The sequence below is a fragment of the Photobacterium salinisoli genome, from assembly GCF_003614885.1.
In the GTDB taxonomy this organism is placed as follows: domain Bacteria; phylum Pseudomonadota; class Gammaproteobacteria; order Enterobacterales; family Vibrionaceae; genus Photobacterium; species Photobacterium salinisoli.
Genome location: NZ_QZMS01000007.1, coordinates 928,600 through 948,773 on the forward strand (window position 1 = coordinate 928,600; position 20,174 = coordinate 948,773).

The 20,174-nt window shown below is 45.6% G+C and carries 16 protein-coding genes; 5 read left to right on the plus strand and 11 right to left on the minus strand.

Going from position 1 to position 20,174, the window contains the following annotated elements:
* Positions 1-8: 8 nt before the first annotated feature.
* Together ccoN and D6M16_RS04900 are read right to left on the minus strand one after the other, a co-directional pair.
* The gene (ccoN, locus tag D6M16_RS04890) at positions 9-1,436 is read right to left on the minus strand and encodes a cytochrome-c oxidase, cbb3-type subunit I (RefSeq protein WP_120510824.1); all 1,428 of its coding nucleotides are present in this window, start codon (positions 1,434-1,436) and stop codon (positions 9-11) included.
* A 781-nt stretch (positions 1,437-2,217) separates the two neighbouring features.
* Positions 2,218-2,907, minus strand: a complete 690-nt coding sequence (locus D6M16_RS04900; protein WP_120510826.1) for an SDR family oxidoreductase — start codon at positions 2,905-2,907, stop codon at positions 2,218-2,220.
* A 152-nt stretch (positions 2,908-3,059) separates the two neighbouring features.
* Here D6M16_RS04900 and D6M16_RS04905 point away from each other — a divergent pair, with 152 nt between their 5' ends.
* Both D6M16_RS04905 and D6M16_RS04910 read left to right on the plus strand, forming a co-directional pair.
* Positions 3,060-4,232 (plus strand): FIST signal transduction protein, encoded by a 1,173-nt coding sequence (locus tag D6M16_RS04905; RefSeq protein ID WP_120510827.1) that lies wholly within the window; start codon positions 3,060-3,062, stop codon positions 4,230-4,232.
* A 5-nt stretch (positions 4,233-4,237) separates the two neighbouring features.
* On the plus strand, positions 4,238-6,322 hold the full coding sequence (locus D6M16_RS04910; RefSeq protein WP_120511874.1) for an ATP-binding protein: 2,085 nt from the start codon (positions 4,238-4,240) through the stop codon (positions 6,320-6,322).
* 810 nt (positions 6,323-7,132) lie between these two features.
* Here the strand turns inward: D6M16_RS04910 and D6M16_RS22675 are convergent.
* The gene (locus tag D6M16_RS22675) at positions 7,133-7,273 is read right to left on the minus strand and encodes a hypothetical protein (RefSeq protein WP_162940930.1); all 141 of its coding nucleotides are present in this window, start codon (positions 7,271-7,273) and stop codon (positions 7,133-7,135) included.
* 433 nt (positions 7,274-7,706) lie between these two features.
* On the opposite strand from D6M16_RS22675, the gene D6M16_RS04920 reads away from it, so the two are divergent.
* Positions 7,707-8,108: a response regulator gene (locus D6M16_RS04920; RefSeq protein ID WP_120510828.1), complete on the plus strand. Its 402-nt coding sequence runs from the start codon at positions 7,707-7,709 to the stop codon at positions 8,106-8,108.
* Between the two features lie 89 nt (positions 8,109-8,197).
* Here D6M16_RS04920 and D6M16_RS04925 read toward each other — a convergent pair whose 3' ends face one another.
* Together D6M16_RS04925 and matP are read right to left on the minus strand one after the other, a co-directional pair.
* Positions 8,198-8,506, minus strand: coding sequence for a DUF3634 family protein (locus D6M16_RS04925; protein WP_120510829.1), 309 nt, complete (start codon positions 8,504-8,506; stop codon positions 8,198-8,200).
* A gap of 46 nt (positions 8,507-8,552) precedes the next feature.
* Positions 8,553-9,005, minus strand: a complete 453-nt coding sequence (gene matP, locus D6M16_RS04930) for a macrodomain Ter protein MatP (protein WP_120510830.1) — start codon at positions 9,003-9,005, stop codon at positions 8,553-8,555.
* Between the two features lie 236 nt (positions 9,006-9,241).
* On the opposite strand from matP, the gene D6M16_RS04935 reads away from it, so the two are divergent.
* Positions 9,242-10,954 (plus strand): AAA family ATPase, encoded by a 1,713-nt coding sequence (locus D6M16_RS04935; protein ID WP_120510831.1) that lies wholly within the window; start codon positions 9,242-9,244, stop codon positions 10,952-10,954.
* Between the two features lie 68 nt (positions 10,955-11,022).
* Positions 11,023-11,538 carry a bifunctional 3-hydroxydecanoyl-ACP dehydratase/trans-2-decenoyl-ACP isomerase gene (fabA, locus tag D6M16_RS04940; protein ID WP_120510832.1) on the plus strand — a complete coding sequence of 172 codons (516 nt, stop codon included), beginning with the start codon at positions 11,023-11,025 and terminating at the stop codon, positions 11,536-11,538.
* Between the two features lie 128 nt (positions 11,539-11,666).
* Here the strand turns inward: fabA and rmf are convergent, their stop codons facing one another.
* The 6 genes from rmf to D6M16_RS04970 form a co-directional block, all read right to left on the minus strand.
* Positions 11,667-11,840, minus strand: a complete 174-nt coding sequence (gene rmf / locus D6M16_RS04945) for a ribosome modulation factor (RefSeq protein ID WP_027252207.1) — start codon at positions 11,838-11,840, stop codon at positions 11,667-11,669.
* A 165-nt stretch (positions 11,841-12,005) separates the two neighbouring features.
* Positions 12,006-14,030, minus strand: a complete 2,025-nt coding sequence (locus D6M16_RS04950) for a DUF3466 family protein (RefSeq protein WP_120510833.1) — start codon at positions 14,028-14,030, stop codon at positions 12,006-12,008.
* Positions 14,030-15,958: an ABC transporter ATP-binding protein gene (locus D6M16_RS04955; protein ID WP_120510834.1), complete on the minus strand. Its 1,929-nt coding sequence runs from the start codon at positions 15,956-15,958 to the stop codon at positions 14,030-14,032. Before D6M16_RS04955 ends, D6M16_RS04950 begins: the two co-directional genes overlap by 1 nt.
* A complete protein-coding gene (locus D6M16_RS04960; protein WP_120510835.1) occupies positions 15,945-16,193 on the minus strand; it encodes a glutaredoxin family protein in 249 nt (82 codons plus the stop codon). Before D6M16_RS04960 ends, D6M16_RS04955 begins: the two co-directional genes overlap by 14 nt.
* A gap of 32 nt (positions 16,194-16,225) precedes the next feature.
* A complete protein-coding gene (rlmKL, locus tag D6M16_RS04965; protein WP_120510836.1) occupies positions 16,226-18,370 on the minus strand; it encodes a bifunctional 23S rRNA (guanine(2069)-N(7))-methyltransferase RlmK/23S rRNA (guanine(2445)-N(2))-methyltransferase RlmL in 2,145 nt (714 codons plus the stop codon).
* Between the two features lie 1,126 nt (positions 18,371-19,496).
* A complete protein-coding gene (locus D6M16_RS04970; RefSeq protein ID WP_120510837.1) occupies positions 19,497-20,036 on the minus strand; it encodes a cell division protein ZapC in 540 nt (179 codons plus the stop codon).
* Between the last annotated feature and the right edge of the window lie 138 nt (positions 20,037-20,174).

Consider the following 20,174-nt stretch of genomic DNA (forward strand, 5'->3'; position numbering starts at 1 on the left):
TTTACTCCTTATGCTGGTTGCTCTATGGCTTTTAAGCTGTCTTTCGGTGCGGCAATAGTTCTGTAAGCGTTGTAAGCCATCAGGAACATGCCGGTTACGAAGATAAGACCGCCACAGAAACGCACGAAGTAGAACGGATAAGACGCTTGCAGAGCTTCAACAAAGCTGTAGGTCAGGGTACCGTCGGTATTGACCGCACGCCACATCAGACCTTGCATCACACCAGAAATCCACATAGCTACGATGTAAAGAACTGTACCAATAGTGGCCAGCCAGAAATGCACGTTCACCAGCTTGATGGAGTACATACGTTCTTGGCCGAACAGTTTTGGAATCAGGTGATATACCGAACCGATAGAAACCATGGCAACCCAGCCTAATGCACCTGAATGAACGTGGCCGATTGTCCAGTCGGTATAGTGTGACAGGGCATTAACTGTCTTAATCGCCATCATCGGCCCTTCAAAAGTAGACATGCCGTAGAACGACAGTGACACTACCAGGAAGCGCAGAATAGGGTCATAACGCAGTTTATGCCAGGCACCGGACAGCGTCATGATACCGTTGATCATGCCACCCCAGGATGGCGCAAACAATACCAGAGACATCACCATACCCAGTGACTGAGTCCAGTCAGGCAGTGCTGTGTAGTGCAAGTGGTGCGGACCAGCCCAGATATACAGAGAAATCAGTGCCCAGAAGTGCACGATAGACAAACGGTAGGAATAAACAGGACGACCGGCTTGTTTCGGGACAAAGTAGTACATCATACCCAGGAAGCCAGCAGTAAGGAGGAAACCTACGGCGTTGTGTCCATACCACCATTGAACCATGGCATCGACTGCACCAGAGTAGACAGAATACGACTTCGTCATTGAGACCGGAATCGCCATGCTGTTAACAATGTGAAGAACGGCTACCGTCAGGATAAATGCACCGAAGAACCAGTTTGCCACATAAATGTGTGAGGTTTTTCGTTTAATCATAGTTCCGAAGAACACGACAGCATAAGAGACCCAGACAACGGCAATCAGTATATCGATTGGCCATTCCAGTTCAGCGTATTCTTTGCTGGTTGTATATCCCATAGGCAGCGAAATGACTGCTGATAGGATCACGGCTTGCCAGCCCCAGAAGGTGAACGACGCTAACTTGCCACCAAACAACGTGGTTTGACATGTGCGCTGAACGACATAATAGGATGTCGCGAACAGTGCACTGGTACCGAAGGCGAAGATCACTGCATTAGTATGCAGCGGACGCAGACGGCTGTATGTCAACCAAGGGGTGTCAAAGTTAAGTGCCGGCCAAACCAGCTGAGCGGCAATAAATACACCAACGCTCATTCCAACAATACCCCACAGTATGGTAGCCAGGGTAAATTGCCGAACGACCGTATAGTTGTAGTTTTGATCAAGCTGCTTTTCTTGGCTCATGTTGCATGCTTCCACTAAAAAATTTCAACTACACTCTTGTTTCTTTGCGAACAACTTCATTTCGCAATGCCACCCAAAGCTTAGACAAATCCTGTGTTGTTTTTATAAACAATTCGACACGGAAATTGCTATTTTGTTGTAAAAGTGGCATTTTCAGCACGCATAATACTTGAGATAAGAAATGATTGACAGTGTGAAGGGTGAGCTCATGTCGTGGCTCACTATTTTTATGCAAAAAGTTTGAACTATGTAACATGGGAAATGTATACAATCATGGCTGCACAGAAACTAACGAAAGCTCGGTTGATCCAAATTTTGCTCCTACTTACTGTTCTGATTGCGGCATTCGTATGGAGAACAATTACATATACATCTGACAATAAGGCAGAAGAAGTACCAAGTTCTTGCGAGAAAGTATCAGAAGAATGTACTGGGAGTGAGGCGAAGTAGGAGCTGAAATCACTGCTGATCGTCAGTGCGGGAAGAAGCAAGAAACGGGTACCAGTAGCCGTTCTCTTTGTATTTAAAGCAGCCAGGTGAGGCTGTGCTGGGTGATGATTTGTTTAATCGGTATCAAAAAGTATGAAGTGGCAATTAAGTTGTTGAAAGATAGGGTTTTTTGTTGGTTTTATGCAATCTTGCTCTGATAAGGCAAACATACGGGCACAAGATTGAAAAATATATCATTATTTTTCATTTAAAATTAATTAAAACCCATTAAAAACAATTATATAAAAAGAAACTTTCATCTATTCACTATGTTGGATCTTTTCCTGAGCCATTACGGCGATTTTTTATCCAAAACTCGGTTCGAAATGTTGAAAACCTGTCCGTTGATGTACGAGGCTTCGTTACTTACTAAAAAACGTACCATAGCTGCCACGTCTTTGAATTGATTTACATCATTTTTTTTTGCATCAGCCCGGTTAAGAATGTATCGGGCAGCATGGACAGAAACATCCGGCGATAAGCTATTGGCCAAAGCTTCAGTCAGTCCAATTAGGCCTTGGCTACAGACTGCGAGTAATTCACTGTTAATAGCTGATTCTTGTGGCGTAGGGACAACATGGACAATCGTCCCTTTCGTTGCTTTCAGAAGAGGCAGAGATTGTCTGGCGGTAAACAAGGTTGCTGTTAACTGGTGGTGAAGTGCCTGGTTCCAATCAAACAAATCCATTTCAGTGAAGGGGATGCCCACATCGGGAAGTGATACCGATGGGTTAATGACAAGTGCATCAAGCCGACCAAATTGAGACTCAATCTCCCGGACGGCTGCGGCAATGTCTGATTCTTTACTGCAGTCTGTATTGCGAAATCTGACTCGTGGATCCTCTGCAACCAAATCGTAACCCGCATTTTCGTCATTGCTCAGTGACATGACAATAGACTGAGTAGCAGCAAGCTCTTTACAGATACGTTTGCCTAACTCTGTTGTTCCTTCTGTGACAATCATTACTGGTTGCTTTGTCATACCCAAATCTGCTTTGTCGAATAGTTAAATACTAATAACGGTAAATCGCACACAGACTTAAGAGTTTTTTTTATAAAAATTCAATACTCTGCTGATCCTCAAATTGAAACTGTCTATTATGGGGAAGATACACACTCAGCCGTGAACACTACATGGAAATTGTTACCAGTTACTCAACGATAGAAACGACAACAGCAGCAGTAGATGAGGCTGTTAGTCAACTGAAAGCCAGATTAGTACGGCCCAGCTTATTGTTGGTGTACTTTTCAGGGCATGACAATGCGCAAGTTATCCGAGAGCAACTTGTTGCCGAATTCCCCGATACTCAAATTTTAGGCTGTTCATCATGTCAGGGAATCCTGACAGAAGCAGGATATTTTCCCGATCGGGTTGTCGGTTTATGGGCTGTCTTTGACTTCAATGGTGCGTATGGCTCTGCTTTAGTGTCTACCCATCAGCTTCCTCATCAAATGGCGAAACAGGCATTGCTGAAGGCCATTCAAAACACCGGACGCTTGGGGGAATTACCTTCACTCGTTTTGCTGCACGCAAGTCCTGGCGCTGAAGAAGAGGTGATACAGGCCATATCTCAGGAGTTTGGCACACCAGTGCCTATAATTGGTGGGAGCGCCGCGGATGCAGGGGTTTTGGGAGAATGGCAACTTTTCACTCAAGATCATTCTGCTTCTGATGGTGTTGCTGTGAGTGTCTTTTATCCGTCATGCGACTTAAGCTTCTCTTTTCATTCAGGTTACGCAAAAACTGATCATCGCGCAGTGGCGACTAAGGTAGAAGGACGAGAGCTTATAGAACTCGACTACCGACCAGCAAAAGAGGTGTATGAAGAGTGGATTAAGCAACCCTTAGAGTATGGCCAAAGCATAATGTCTCTCTCAGCTTTGCATCCTATTGGTCGTATTGCCGGCACCTTACACGACTTGCCTTATTTTAAGCTCGCTCATCCCAATTCTGTTACTGCACGTGGTGGAATCACATTGTTTGCTTCAGTAAAGGAAGGAGAGGAACTCTACCTGATGACGGGGACGGAAGAAAACCTGGTTAACCGGACTGGCCGCACAGTGGACGGTTTGCTTCATGATAGCCATCAGCAGATCGAGGCCATTGGCGGAATAAGTATTTATTGTGCCGGCTGTATGCTCCAGGTGAAACCCCGTATGGACATGGTTGCTGAGAAAATGCAGCAAGCTATGCTCAATGCCCCGTTTATTTGTCCGTTCACATTTGGAGAACAAGGCCAGTTTCTTGGTGGTGAGAATGAGCATGGTAATTTAATGATTTCTAACGTTTTGTTTTACCGGGAATAATGAGCATGCCAGGCAGAGAAACAGAAACCTTACAGGAAACCTTGCTTGCCTTACTCAGAAGCCAGGAAAGAGAAAAACAGCTTAGAGATGAGTACTCTGCTATTTTAGCGGGCATGTCAGCAATGGCTGGCGCTAACAGCAAACGGCAAGTATTCAACAGCCTGCTGGCTGTTCTGCGCAAATACATTGGCTTCGAACACGCACTGGTGCTGACTCGTGAAGATGAAACATCACATTTAGAAGAGCTTGTCACCACCTGTACAAATTTTGAATCTTGCTCCTGGGAAGTTAATCAAACTTTTATACGTGCGATCAACGGTGAAAGTATTGCACTTTTCGACCCGCTGCAAGTTGCTGAATTTCGTTTTTTACCCAAGGACCAGCTTGAACTCTGTCGCTCAGTGTTGATGACGGGAGTGAAAGTCAGTTCAGGTGACGCATTACTACTATTTTTACATTCTCAACCCGGTCAGTTTGGCGCTTCTTGTAAACGAGTGCTGGCTCGATTCCGACCGTTACTTGAGCGCGCAATTATCGACATTGATTACAGGGAAAGGTTACAAACTCTGGTGACAGTGCGAACTCAAGAGTTACTGCATAACCAGCAGCGATTTAAAGACTTTGCAAATACTGTCGGTGACTGGTTTTGGGAGATAGATACTGAATACAGGTTTACGTATATTTCTGCGCCAGACTTATCTAATCATGTGATTGATAAGAAAAGTTTGTTAGATCTCTTTGAGGATGATAACGCTTTTCAAACCAAGTTACGTAATAAATTACTCAGCAATGAGGATTTTGAAGATCTGGAGTGGCAGTTGCCCGGCAGTGAGGGTGGGGCATGGATAAGTTTCAGCGGTAGCCCGTACTTTAGCAAACACGGAGAACTTCGTGGATACCGGGGAACAGCGAAAGATATCACCAGCAAGAAACAGCGTTTAGTTGAATTGCAGCAGGCACGGCAACAAGCAGAATCTGCAAATGCCGCTAAATCTCAGTTTCTGGCCATGATGAGCCATGAAATTCGCACGCCTTTGAATGCAGTTCTTGGTTTGATGGATACTTTAGCTGATTCAGGGCTGAATATTGAGCAGCTCAAATGGGTCAATCAAATGGAGCAGTCTGCGCAACTGCTTCTGACGATCATTAACGATATTCTGGATCTCTCTCGTATAGAGTCGGGCAAGTTTGATTTATACATGGAACCTATGTCTGTCGCAGATTGCGCTACGTTGGTCGTTGAACAATTGCGAGATCAGGCACAGAAAAAAAACATCGATTTGAATATCCGGGTTGATGAAACAGTTCCTGCAAAAACGCAGGGGGACAAAAACCGCGTTACTCAGGTCATGTTTAACCTGATTGGTAATGCCATCAAATTTACAAACAGTGGCTCTGTCAATGTTGTTGTCACAACAGCAGATAATGAGATTGTAATTAAAGTTATTGATACCGGGATAGGTATCTCTGATGAAGCTCAGAAAAATCTCTTTAATCCGTTTGTTCAGGCTGACGGTAGTATTACCAGGAAATATGGCGGTACCGGCTTGGGGCTGGCCATCAGCCGCCATCTTGTAGGAAAAATGCAAGGCCGTATATCATTGGTCAGTCATTTAGGCCAAGGTAGCTGTTTTTCTGTTTTTTTACCGATTGTCACAGCTGCAGCGGAAATAGAAGAAGAAAAACTACCTCAAAGAAAAACTCCGCGCCGAGCATTATCCATTTTGTTGGCTGAAGACAGTAAGACAAACCAGATGGTCGCAAAACTTATGTTGGAAAAACGAGGACACCTGGTTCAAGTGGCGGACAACGGGCAAATGGCACTGGATATGATTGCAGCGTCACCTGAGCAATTTGATTTGATATTAATGGATATCTCTATGCCGGTTATGGACGGTATGGAAGCAACCAGAAAAATCCGGGAAAAGCATGTTGATTTACCCATCGTTGCGCTGACGGCAAATGCCATGCATTCAGATCAGCTTGAATATCAAAAAGCGGGCATGAACGGCTTTTTAGCGAAGCCGATACGTGTAACTGAATTGGACAAATTGCTGAGTGAGTACGCCGAGTTAGTCTCGCTGGCATAGTTTTTCTTGCCGACGAACACATCGGTGTTCGTCGGCCTTAGGTAATTACACCTGACATTGAAGAACCAGGCAAACTGACATTTGCAGCAGGACTTAAATATAAGTGTGAATTACCTATTTTATGGTAAATCAGCGTTATGGTTAAATGGCGCGCTTTACTAACCAGGTAACCATAGAGAAGAGAGCAGAAGAGCTCTACATATAATCCTCGCTATCCTTTATTTAACATAATGTACATAATGCGAACTGACAGTGTAAGGTCTAGTAGTTAGATGTATCAGGTTTGTGCCAGATTGAAATGTCATGTTGTTTTAGCTTTCTTTACCGTGTTTGGAGCCTGTGGATGCTAATACTATGACTGAGAATCAAGCTGCTCCAAGACATCTGTGACAAACAGTTCACCGGTGTTGAGGCTGCCCGTTTACCTAAACTGAGTCCGCGCTAAGTTTATCGTTTGGTCAAACGCTTCATTGAATTAGGTGCTGCTGGTTTGTTTCATTAAAATGTGGCCAACCAGGCAATCATCGCCATGATGATTAATTAAAATTTCATACATTGGCCTTGCTCCATCAGCTATACAGCGACTTCGCTCCGATATTGGCTCATGAAAAACTCCCCGAGGATCATAGCGTCCATGTTTCCGTTGAAACCTTACGACAATGGATGATCGCTTATGGTCTTTGGGTTCCCCATGCCAAACGCAAGCCACGTGTCTACCAGTCTCGTCATCGTCGTGATTGCCTGGGTGAATTGGTTAAAATTGACGGCTTACATCATGACTGATTCGAAGGCCGCAGCCCTAAATGTTGTTTACTGGTTTGTATCGATGACACTGGCCGCCTGATGAACCTGCGCTTCAGTAACACTGAAGCGGCTTTCGATTATATGGCGGCAAACCGTGAATATCTTGAGCAACACGGTAAGCTGACCGCGTTCTATAGCGACCGGCATGCAGTTTCCTACGTTAATGATGGTATTAATCGTGCGAATAAAACGTTACAGGATCACCGACTCAAAAAGGTGGGTTTGTATGGTACCAATAGCCCTTACTCCCCCGACTTTACCGAGCCGACATGCTGTATCCAAAAAAACACTAGTGATGAGCTAAAGTACCTTTGTCTCGCAGGTAGCCAGTTATTAAGAACACGAAAAATAAAAAGTGACAACGTAATACAATCAAGTGTCGACGTTCAATCTGATAAGCTTTGTTAATTTGCTATGAAGATTGCATTTATCTCATAGCTTTATTTGCTACTGCTACCTGTAATCATAGTTATAGTGCATTAAAGGTTATACTTTTTGACTCTTTGCTGGTATGTCAGTAAATTCTTATCTAATATCAATGAGGGGAAAAATCGCATAATAATTAGATGGATGCCTGAACATGAAAAGTATTCTTATCATTGAAGACAATAAAGTGATGGCACAAATTCTAGCCCAGCTGTTGAGAAACAGTATCCAACCAAAAACCTTGCTTCATGCCAGTTCTATTAGCCAGGCTGAGGCCATATTCGTAAAATCCCAACTTGTAGGCCATGCGCTAGATTGCGTCTTTTTAGACTTAAACCTCAGCTTGCCTTTGGATGGCTTGTCGTTACTAAGACAAATAAAACAGGAACAACCAGAGCTGCCAGTTATCGTTGTGACTGCAGAAAATGAAATGGAAACGGTAAAAAAAGTTATCTCACATAAGCCTGATGGCTATATTGTAAAACCCCTTTCGATGCAAAAGATCAATCAATGTTTAGCTAAGGTTGCAAATTTTCAGCTACATATTGAAAAGTGAGCATGAGCGAGTTTGATTAACTTATCCTGCAATAAGTTATGGTGCATTAGGGTGGCAACAATAGCCTGCTTTTAGCAGGCCTACCTAAGCTAAGCTTGTCTTCGCCCTGATTTCTTGTTGTTGGAAGAGAACGGAAACACGTTGTGAATCTTTTGCTTCACTTTTGCTGGAACATCTTTCGAGAAAACCAGCTTAGTCGTAAACCTATTCTTATAAACTTTGATATGCCCGCTAAATGGTTCTCGGTGAGCTATATCTTTACACCCATGTAAGAATCCACTGGGGACATTTCCCTTTGTCTGCTTCAACTCGCCGTGCTCAAATTTTAACATCATCACTGGCCGGTCCTTAAAAACCAGGATCAACACAGCAACTGCCAGCAAAAGAACATATTCCATTGTCTTATCCCTCAAACAAACAGCGCATGATATTAGGTATAGCGAATCAGTCGAGTTGAAGCAATTTACTTAAGTCTTGTTTTATGTCCTGCACCTTTTTATTGGCTTCCAGGGACTTAGTGCTTTCACTCAACAGGTACTCAATTGTATCGGATAGCGTACAGTCTAACTCTTTTGATTTATCGGCCAGTTTCTCCCAGACACGATAATCCAGATCTATAGATTTTTTACGTGTGTGGACCTGTTCAGCATTGAAGTGGCGTTTTCGCTTCGCACGTATCGCCTGCTTCATCTTATTTTCAAGCTCAGGAGACATGTGATGGCCAATCCAATCCAGCACTTTGGTTGGTTCGTGTTCTATCTCGAGTAATGCTGCCACAGCAGCCTCTGCCTCACTGGTATCTATATAGCGCGTGACGGCTTGCCCTTCCTTGTACTTCTTTACCAGGTAGCCCCACTTCCAGCCCGCCTCAAGATTTTCTAATTGCTGATATTTCATAATCGACGCTTATTTGGGTTTGTAAAGTCTACAATAAATAGAGAGTGACAGTGTAACTAGATCGATAGTGAAGCACAATAGCATATTGATTTAGAAGCATGTATCCATCTTCGAAGGAACGCCTTTTGGCTGATTCTCACCCGAATCGCAGGATAATCCATACCTGTTCTATTATGCGGACAACGATTCCTTTATACTGCTGTCTTTTTCACAGTAACGGAAATTATATCAAGCCTATGCAAGAAGAATCCTGGCGTACCATGCTCCCAGATTATACTCAGTATGAGCCAATTCTGGACCAGTATGCACAACTCCCCCCTGCACCGACAGGCATTTTACAAGATCGCCTGAGCGATGCCGTACGCCGATTCACAGCAGTTGATATTCAGCCCAGATTATTAAGAATTACTGCACCTGATAACAAAGTTTACCGCGACTATATCATTGATCTGCTGACACATTGGGATTCAGCTGGTAAAAGCCTGTCTGATGAATCCCCTATTGTGATAGCTGGTGACAACGTCACAGATATCAACCTATTTGGCGCCGTGTATCCACCTTTAGAAGATGGCAAATTAACGAAACCTCAGGTTAAACATGGACTGGTTCACCAAGCCAATAATGGTTATTTAGTGTTATCTGTTGCCAGCATTCTTGCCAACCCAAGCTTATGGCCAAGGCTCAAAGCAGTACTAATGAATGGCGAACTGGAATGGCAGCCAGTTACTCAGAAGAAACTTTACCCATTACCACCGGCAGAAGCACTCAATGTAAAGTTAGTCGTGGTTGGCGACAGATTCTTAATGGCAGAGCTTGAAAATGCTGAGCCGGACATCGCTTCTGGTTTTAGCATGTATGGTGAGTTTGAGCCGGATATGCGTCTTTCTCAAGACAGCCTGCCAAAATATTTAGCCTATTTGAAGTCTCTGATTGTAAAGGCTGGAATACCAGACATGGCGGACAACGATGCATTAAAAGTATTGATGCGCACCGGTGCACGCCATGAAGAAGATCAAAATCGTTTGCCTCTTTGCCCTCTCTGGCATTTAAGTCTGCTCTGTGAAGCAGCCATTGAGTCCCAGGGTAAGCCGATTACTGCCAAGCACTTACAACAGTCACTGAAGGCCAGAGAATACCGCAGTTCATACTTGCCAGAGAGAGCCATCGAAGATATTCATCACGGCCAGGTTATTATTAACTGCCAAGGCAATGAAGTCGGTCAGGTAAATGGATTAACGGTTGTTGAAATGCCTGGACACCCTGTTGCATACGGAGAACCAGCCCGAATTTCCTGCGTGGTTCACTTTGGTGACGGCGATATTTCAGATGTCGAACGCAAGGCTGAACTGGCAGGCAATATTCATGCGAAAGGTATGATGATCATGCAGGCATTTGTCAGTACTGCTCTTGATCTTGACCAACCTCTGCCATACTCAGCATCTATCGTTTTTGAACAGTCTTACAGTGAAGTCGATGGAGACAGTGCCTCGTTAGCCGAGCTGTGCTCTTTGGTGTCCGCCCTTTCGCAGCAACCAATCAACCAGCAAATCGCCGTTACAGGTGCTGTCGATCAATTTGGCCGTGTACAAGCTGTTGGTGGCATTAACGAAAAAATCGAGGGATTCTACAAAGTTTGTGCCTACCGGGGTTTAACTGGCCAGCAAGGTGTCATCTTGCCGAAAACAAACCTGAGTAACCTGTGTCTTTGTGATGAAGTCCTGAATGCAATTAAAGACGGTAAATTTCATATCTGGGCAGTAAATAGTGTGGATGATGCGCTACCTTTACTGACAGGTAAAGCTTTCCGTCGAGACGAAAGTAATCAAGAAAGCGATGAAGATACACTCTTAGATGTCATCGCTATACGTATAGCGCACTTCCATAGCGGTCATAATGACGATGGTTCAGGTTGGTTGACTAAATTGAAAAACTGGTTGGTCCACCACTGATCCGAGTTGTTAGGCGTACAGGTGTAAGCTAAATTGCCCCAATAATTTCAAAGAGAAAATAGCATCCAATGAAGAAATGCAATTCTTACAACCGTGACGATCTCCTCGCTTCCAGCCAAGGCCAATTGTTTGGTCCTGGGCGTCCTCAATTACCAGCTCCTAATATGCTGATGATGGATCGTATTGCTGAAATCACTGATGAAGGTGGTGAGTTTAACAAAGGCTTCATCATTGCTGAGCTGGATATCAAACCTGATCTTTGGTTTTTCGACTGCCACTTCCCTGGCGATCCCGTTATGCCTGGTTGCCTGGGCCTGGATGCAATGTGGCAGCTTGTTGGCTTCTTCCTTGGCTGGGTTGGCGGTGAAGGTAAAGGTCGTGCTTTGGGCGTGGGTGAAGTGAAATTCACTGGCCAAATCCTGCCTACGGCCAAAAAAGTCACTTACGAGATCCAAATGAAGCGCGTTATCAACCGTAAGTTGATTATGGGTGTTGCTGACGGCCGAGTACTGGTTGACGGTAAAGAAATCTATGTTGCTAAAGATCTGAAAGTTGGCCTGTTTCAAGACACGTCTAATTTCTAATTCAGTTTAGCGCTATATCGATAACAGAAAGGTCGCACACGCGGCCTTTTTTGCGTGTCTTCTACAGATAAAGTAAAGCCCCTCTCCAAAGGGGCTCTGTATGGTTGGGGATATGAGGGTGAAGGGTTTTATTTTGCGCGGCCAGATTGCAATTCTTCTCTCGCGTCTCGCCAGCCACCTAGCCAGTTCATACGGGCGTCCACAGTTTGATATGGACATGCGTCACTGGAACGACCATTAATGCCAGCTTGATAGCCTCGAGATTGTGCGCGTTCCATACGATCCCGCTTTTGTCTCTTCATAGTTCGATCCTCATCCTTATTCATATTAATCATTACCATTACATAATGATGGAGTTTTTGTGACTCCACCTTAAGGATTGGATATTTAGCTGAAGAGATCAACCTTCATAAAAAAACAGGCTCACAACTTGTGAGCCTGATTAAAAATCGAACAATTTTGACAAATCACTTTCTGCGGCGTAACCCCAGCAACGCCATAAGTGACAGCGTCACAATCCCTATGGAGCCACCTTTACGGCTTACACTCGTTTCGTCATCACCTCTGGGTTGCACTTGTGCATCGACGCGAGGAATCAGCTTAACAGCAACTATACGTTCTTCCCCTTCACACTCGGCATTCTTACTGAGCGACTTATATCCGGCTTCACACTTCAGTGCGGTTGCGGAGATCACACCCGCATCATTAATGCCTGATGCCTGAGCAATACGGAACCGGTTCGCTGCTCCATTGAGATTATCATCATTGGTCAGGTCATCCAGCATCCAAGCAGACTTAGCCGGCAATGCATCTGTGACAGCGTCACTACCCGCCAGATAAGTGAAAGCGCGCTGACGACGTTGCCGGCCGTTAACCTGGTTTACCGTTTCTGCATCTACCCAACCGACAATCTGATCATTTGAGTTGATCGCACTTGGATAGCCGTTCGCACCGGCAAAGAAAATGCTGCTGACTGATGAATCCAGCCATTTGAACGAATTCGACGTCGCATCGTACAAGTACATCATTTCTGCGTACGAACGCTCGGTAGACTTGGCCCGCTTAGCCACACCAATCACTTTATTCTGGTCATTGATATCCGTTGCAATGGTATAGCGGTAAATGCGGTCATTACCCTGTTCAATATTCAGGTTTGGTATGTAAGAAGCCGTCCAGCTCTCAGCGGTTGGAATGCCACTCACACCGTCTTTCAGCTTAAAGATGGCCGCGCGGACTGCGTAATAATCGTTATCCACTGAGTCGGTAGTGTATCCCACCATCACTGGCTTACCGCCGACCAGAGAAACCGCTCGGACTGATGCCTGGAAAGATCGATTATCATCATCAGGATCCAACGCCGGTCGATCCGATGCACGGGCTGCAACTAACTGAGCTTCTGAAGTGGCTGATGAGCCATCAACATTCCAGAATGCCGCCTCATTGGCGAAGACAGTAAACTGACAAGCCCATGAGTTGAATATGGTGCCTGGCGTCGCGCCATTGGTGACACAGTTATTAAGGTCGCCACGGTTGATCGGCACGTCATCAGGCAGCTTGATATTGTCATTAAGATTGGATGGCGCAAACGCCGCACTGCCAACCACCAGCAGATTGCCACTATTTTCAGGATACTCAACGGCATCCCAGGCTAGTGTCTGACCCATGTTTTTAACCAGCTCATTCCCGGCAACCGGCAATAATGAAACTTTAGTGGCATCAAGGTTTACAAAGCCGCGCTTGTTGAACTGGCGTGCGTAGTGGTTATTATTGGCAAAATAAGCCGAGCTGGTCACACCCAGCGCATACTCACCCAGGCTTGAGGTGCCGACTGCACTCACCGCGCCATTCGCAGAGACATGATCGCCGCCATCCACCAGCGTACCGAGTGACGGCGTCACGCCTGAATCATACCCTGCCGCAGCATTAGCGAAGGTCGTGACACGCTCAAAAGCGTCAGTGCCGTTATCTAGCAGTGGCAGTGTGTTCGCATAATAGTTGTCCTGCCAGGCAAATTGCTCTCTGCGCAAGCCACCATAACCTGAGCCATCTTCCGGGTTGTCAGAGTTATAACCGACACCAAAAAAACGGATTGCTGCCCAAGTGTCACAAGTGTTGAATCCATACGCAGAGCTGCAGTGTCTTTCCAGCGACCACTCATCATTGATCTGCTGGAAGTTATCCAGCTGATAGGGAATTTCGTCACGGATATCAATGCCGTCACTGCCAAAGCGGCTTTCGCCAAAGACTTTATAACTGGTTGATGAACAGCTGGTTTCAAAACAGTTTTCAGTGCCAGTCGATGGACTGATCCCCTGGCCATAAAACTGCACCTGGCTGGCCAAATCACTGTTATTTTTATCGTAATATTGCAGTGCATCTACACCACTGGCATCACCGCTCACTTCAACAACGTCATACACCGCCGCTTGTGCCTGTGTGACGCTGGCAACAACTATTGCCAGCGTTGAAAACTTGAACATCTTATGTCGCATTAGGATTCCTTCTGCATTGCTTCTAGTTCTTCCCAACGCTCAAATGCGACCTCCAGTGCTTGCTCTGCCTCTGCCAGGCGTGACAGCGTCACTTGAGTATCGTCACTCGAGCTTTGGAAAAAGGCAGGATCATTGATTTTTTCCTGCAACTGGGCAATCTCATTTTCCAAATCTTCCAAACGAGACGGCAATTCTTCAAGTTCTTTCAGAAGTTTATAAGACAACTTCTTACCCGGTTTATCCCGGTTGACTTGTTGCCGCTGCTGGCTTTCATCTTTTTTATTCTCGGCTGCTTGCGCTTCTGCCTGTGCTTTAGCACGTTGTGCAGCAGAGTTGGCTCGCTGTTCCTGAGCATCATGGTAGCCACCCACGTATTCATTGACGACACCCTGACCTTCAAAAATCCAGCTTGTGGTCACAGTATTATCAACAAACTGACGATCGTGGCTCACTAAGAGCAAAGTGCCCTGATAATTGGCAAGAATATCTTCCAAAAGTTCAAGAGTTTCGATATCCAAATCGTTAGTTGGTTCATCAAGAACCAATAAATTATTGGGTTTCAGAAATAACTTGGCCAGCAACAAGCGATTTTTCTCACCGCCAGACAGCGCTTTAACCGGTGTGCGTGCCCTTTTAGGGTGGAACAAGAAGTCCTGCAGATAACCTAACGCGTGGCGGCTGCGACCGTTGACCGTGACTTCCTGTTTACCCTCTGCCAGGTTATCCAGCACAGTTTTCTCGGGATCAAGTATTTCGCGGTATTGATCAAAATACGCCACTTCCAGCTTGGTACCACAGTGAAAGTGCCCTTCTGTCGCCTGCAGTTGGCCCAGCATGAGCTTGAGCAAAGTACTCTTACCGCAGCCGTTTGGCCCAATCAGGGCAATACGATCACCGCGCATGACGTTAAAGCTGAAATCATTAATGATAGGTTTATCGTCGTAACGGTAGCTGATATTCTCGGCTTCAAAGACAACTTTACCTGAACGACGGGCATCCTGAAGCTGCATATCGGCTTTACCCATCACTTCACGCCGCTCACTGCGCTCGGCACGAAGCTGCTTCAGCGCTCTTACTCGTCCTTCATTACGGGTACGTCTTGCTTTAATGCCCTGGCGTATCCACGCTTCTTCCTGCGCAAGTTTTTTATCAAATTCAGCATTTTGCTCGCCTTCGATACGCAGTAACTCTTCCTTCGCGTCCAGATACTTATCGTAATCGCCAGGGAATGAATTGAGCTTGCCTCGATCCAAATCCACAATTCGGGTCGACATTGAACGAATGAAGGCCCGGTCGTGAGAAATGAAGATAATGGAGCCACGGAAATCTTTTAAGAAACCTTCCAACCATTCAATCGTAGCGACATCCAGGTGGTTAGTGGGTTCATCAAGCAAGAGAATATCCGGCTCACTCACCAGAGCACGTGCCAGTGCAGCTTTGCGCTGCCAGCCGCCAGACAAATCAGCCAGCAAAGTACCGGCATCTAACTCGAGGTGCTCTAATACGGAGCTGATTTTGTTATCAAACTGCCAGGCATTAGCATGATCCAGTTTTTCCTGTACCTTAGCTAATTGCGCAAAGTGTATTTCACTGGCATCCGTGGTGATTTTATCGAGTAAGTGATGATATTCGCGAAGCAAACCACCGACTTCTGATAAACCTTCTGCAACAAAATCAAAGACTGTGCCTTCGGCATTGCGGGGCGGATCTTGTTCCAGCCGCGAAACTTTTAATTCACTCATGCGCTGGATACTGCCATCATCCAGCAGTACCTCTCCGGCAATGACTTTCATCAACGTGGATTTACCTGCGCCATTACGGCCGACCAGACACACACGTTCATTAGGTTGCAGCAGAAATTCGGCATGATCCAATAATGGATGATCACCATATGCAAGCTGCGCGTTACTGATTTTAATTAATGCCATGACTCTTTAACCAAAGTGCCAGCTCAGCGGCATCAAAAGGCCAGCCAAGCTCAGAAACAGATTCATTGTCGTAAATTGATACGACCGGTATTGTGACGCCGTAACGGGAAAACAGGTTGTCGTCAAAAGCAATATCAACGACATCTACCTGCTCTGAAACGCCGGCCTCCGTAAGCAGCGCATACGCCTGCTCACAGAGGTGGCATCCCTCCGTACTGTAGAGGATGATAGACAAGTAACAATCCTTAGTTTATCGACTTCAGCGACTCAAGCGTCGCCTTCCTTATGGGTAATAATCCAGCAGTTATGGATCTGCTTATTACGGGCAAAATCCATAGGCAGTGTTTCAGAAGAAATGTTCTTCGCCACCAGCCCCAAATCCGCTAATGCCGCTTCATCCATCTTGAAGTGGCGTTTATTGTTTGAAAACACAATTTCTCCACCCTTGCGCAGCATTCGCTTCAGGTTCTCCATCAGCATGATGTGGTCACGCTGCACATCAAAACTCTGTTTCATGCGCTTAGAGTTGGAGAAAGTTGGCGGATCAATGAAGATCAAATCAAAAGTGTCATCCACTTCCTGCAGCCATTGCAGGCAATCCGCCTGAACATATTCATGCTGGCGGCCGACCTGACCATTCAAGGCCATATTTTCCTGAGCCCAACGCAGATAGGTATTTGACATATCAACCGTTGTTGTGGATTTCGCGCCACCGCAAGCAGCATGTACCGTAGCCGAGCCAGTGTAAGCAAACAGGTTGAGGAAATCTTTGCCTTTTGACATTTGGCCAAGACGACGACGGGTAATTTTATGATCCAGAAACAGTCCGGTATCAAGATAGTCAAACAGGTTAACCTGCAACTTTACGCCATACTCATTGACAGTCATATAGCGCGACGCATTAGACAGTTTCTGATACTGGCTTTTGCCTTTCTGGCGCTCACGCACTTTCAAAACCACTTTGTCGCTGTCAACACCTGTCACCTGAATAGTGGCACGCATAATATCCATCAATCGACGACGTGCCGTTTCCTCAGGCACTGACTTAGGCGCTGCATACTCCTGAATCACCACGTAGTCTGCATACTTGTCGATTGCGGTATTGTAGTCAGGCAAATCGGCATCGTAGACCCGATAGCAATCCAACTCTTCTTTCTTCGCCCATTTGTCCAGTTTCGACAGGTTTTTCTTCAGACGATTGGCAAAATCCGGAGCAACCACCGTTTCTTCCAATTGCCCTTCGTTAGCCCCTTCTACCTGCTTAACGCCACCGGCAGTGATCTGATACGTCTTGAGCACACAATCTAATGCCCCGTTTCGCAGCTTAAACTGCTTATCGGCCCGCATACGCATACAGCTCAGCAATTCATTCGACGATGAGAAGATAGACGCCACTGAACCGGCAAAGGCCAGCTTGAGACGATTTCCTAGCTCGGTATAAAGCGCAATCAGCTCAGGTGTGGTGCCCAGACGCTCACCATAAGGGGGGTTACATATAATCACACCGGTTTCAAACCCGTTAGGGCGAACCAATTGGGTAGCATCACCGTATTCGAAGTCAATCAACTCACTCACACCGGCACGGCCTGCGTTATCTCTGGCCACAGTCAAGACACGCCTGTCCATTTCACGGCCAAAAAATCGTGTTGTGACGTTAGCGACACCACGACGGGCTTTCACAGAAGCTTCTGCATGAATCTCTTGCCAGGCGTCCTGGTCAAAATCATTTAAGGCTTCAAATCCCCAACGCTTACGTTTTAACCCCGGCGCAATCTCCGCTGCAATCATGGCCGCTTCAATCAACAATGTACCTGAGCCACACATTGGGTCTAGCAATGGCTTCTCTGGTGTCCAGCCACTTTTAATCACCAAAGCCGCAGCGTGAGTCTCGCGCAATGGTGCTTTACCCGCTTCAGTACGATACCCACGCTGATGAAGGCCACTCCCCGCCATATCCAAACCCACAATGGCTTTATCGTTCGACAAACGGACGTGGATACGTAAATCAGGTCGTTCACGGTCAATTGTCGGACGAGGCTGATTTCCCTTGGTAAAGCGGTCAACAATGGCATCCTTAACTTTCATCGCGCCATACTGGCTGTTACGGATTTCACGATTAGTACCGTTGAAGTCGACCACAATACGGGTACGGGAACTGAAATACTGCTCCCAGCTGATCGCTGTCGCACCGAGATACAGATCCAGATCGTTCCTGACGTTAAATTCACTTAATACCTGGACGATGCGTGATGCAACACGAGTCCATAAACAGCAACGATAAGCCGTATTCTGATCAGCGGAAAAGCGAACGCCGGCATGCACAACTTTGACTTGTGCAGCACCGAGTTGAGTCAGTTCATCGGCCAGAAGATTTTCCAGACCACGGGAAGTAATAGCGAGATATTGATTCATGGGTTTCTTTTCAAACAAATGTTGCCCGCGATTATACCTGAATTCGCAGATATGCGCCTGTATCACCTATAACGGCCAGTCATTTTTTCTGCACTGTTCGAGTATAAATCAACCTAACCATCCCAGTTCGCCACTTCACCACGGTTTAACTTGTCAATCCGCCACCAACCAAGCGAGCACGACAGATAAAACGCATGCTTTTCAGAACACCTCACCAGGCAGATAGTTTCCCACAGGAAACGAACCCAACTTAACTCCTTGAATACAATCATAAGAAAGGATTAAGCAAGCACTCACCTCTGCGCAATCGCATTGTTTCCATATGGGGACAATAAATAAATCAATTTAAAATCAATAGTTTACATGGGTGTAATTGTCAGTTGAGCACCGTAACTCTTAACGTGTCGTCGCTAAATTACCGACGATGTTTGTAAGCATTCGCTATCTCCACCCGTATGTATATACAATACCATCACCCAGGATTAAGCGAGCTACGCGCAACTCTTTCCTGTTAGGAAATTAAATGTAGTGTGTTTGTTTGCGTTTGTAATCAGGTTTCAAAAACGAGGAAAACAGGGAAATATCCACTCGAAGAAACGATAATTTAGCGGAAAATAATGGTGTTTTTTTGTCCAAAAAAAAGACAAAGAGCAATAAAAAAGTTCCTTTTTCTACTTATTTTGTGCATCAAGCTGACGTTAAGTCGCTCAATGCCCGTATAGATATTCATCAAATGACGCGCTGATGACTATCATCCCCACAGGCGCGGATGTATCTGAAACAGCAAAAAGACATCAGCAGCAGATATACCGGAAACCTACAGCGATAGCCGCTAACAAATAAGGAATGGGACGGAGAAGTCCCCTGATTAAGCCAAAGGCCTGTCTAAAGGTGTGAGTACCAATATGAGATAACACGCGAGTATTTAGATAGGAAGAGAGAGTGGGAACTTGCGCAGAAAAACGAACAGCGATACAGAGCGGCTAAACCTGATCACGCACAGCAGCTGGTTAACCAGGTATTATACGCAGGTAGTGGGCCGTTTTTTGGGGGAGGAATTTATAGAAATGATCCTTTGCAGGCTTTAGGCTAAGCCGTTGTTAATAATGACTTTTCAAGCCATCGGTTAGCCTACCAGCGCTAAGCCTAGCTCTGTGTCTAAGTGCACTGCCTGCATTCTGTCGTTCATTACTTTGATAATGCCGCAGAATTCCATTTCTTTCCCTGAAGTCAGCACATGAGGTGCCACATCTGCCAGCATGCAAAGGCTCGCACAACCACTGTTTTCAATCACCAGGTAACGAGCAGAGCCGAAATCGGTATCCAGCCCGATGATTTCACCGTTATGAGGCGTATAACCACCCTCTTGCTGTGAGAAAAACCAGCTTTTAGGCATCATTGGTTTATGAAAACGACTGGCAGCGACAGCATTTAAGGCCAGTTCGACCTTACGCGGAGCGGATAAATCCAGCACTGAAATGCTTTCGAGGTATGTTTGATAGGTACTTGCATCGTCAACCGTAAATTCGCATCGGTTAAAGGCACAAGCAATAAGATGTTTACTCGGAATAGAAACGCGGAAAACCATCTCTTCGCCCAGATCGAGCATTAAAGAGTCATTCTTCTGGTCGTAATACCACGTCCATGAATTATTTGGTTTTAACACGATAGGCTCCAATGTCAGTGTCTTAACTGTGATCAAAGCAAGCAAATTAAGTACGTAAAAGGAATTGTACTAAGTAAGTGATAAAATAAAAGGGGAAAAAACGCGCAAGATCATAGCGTTAGCCTTTGTAATTTTGAC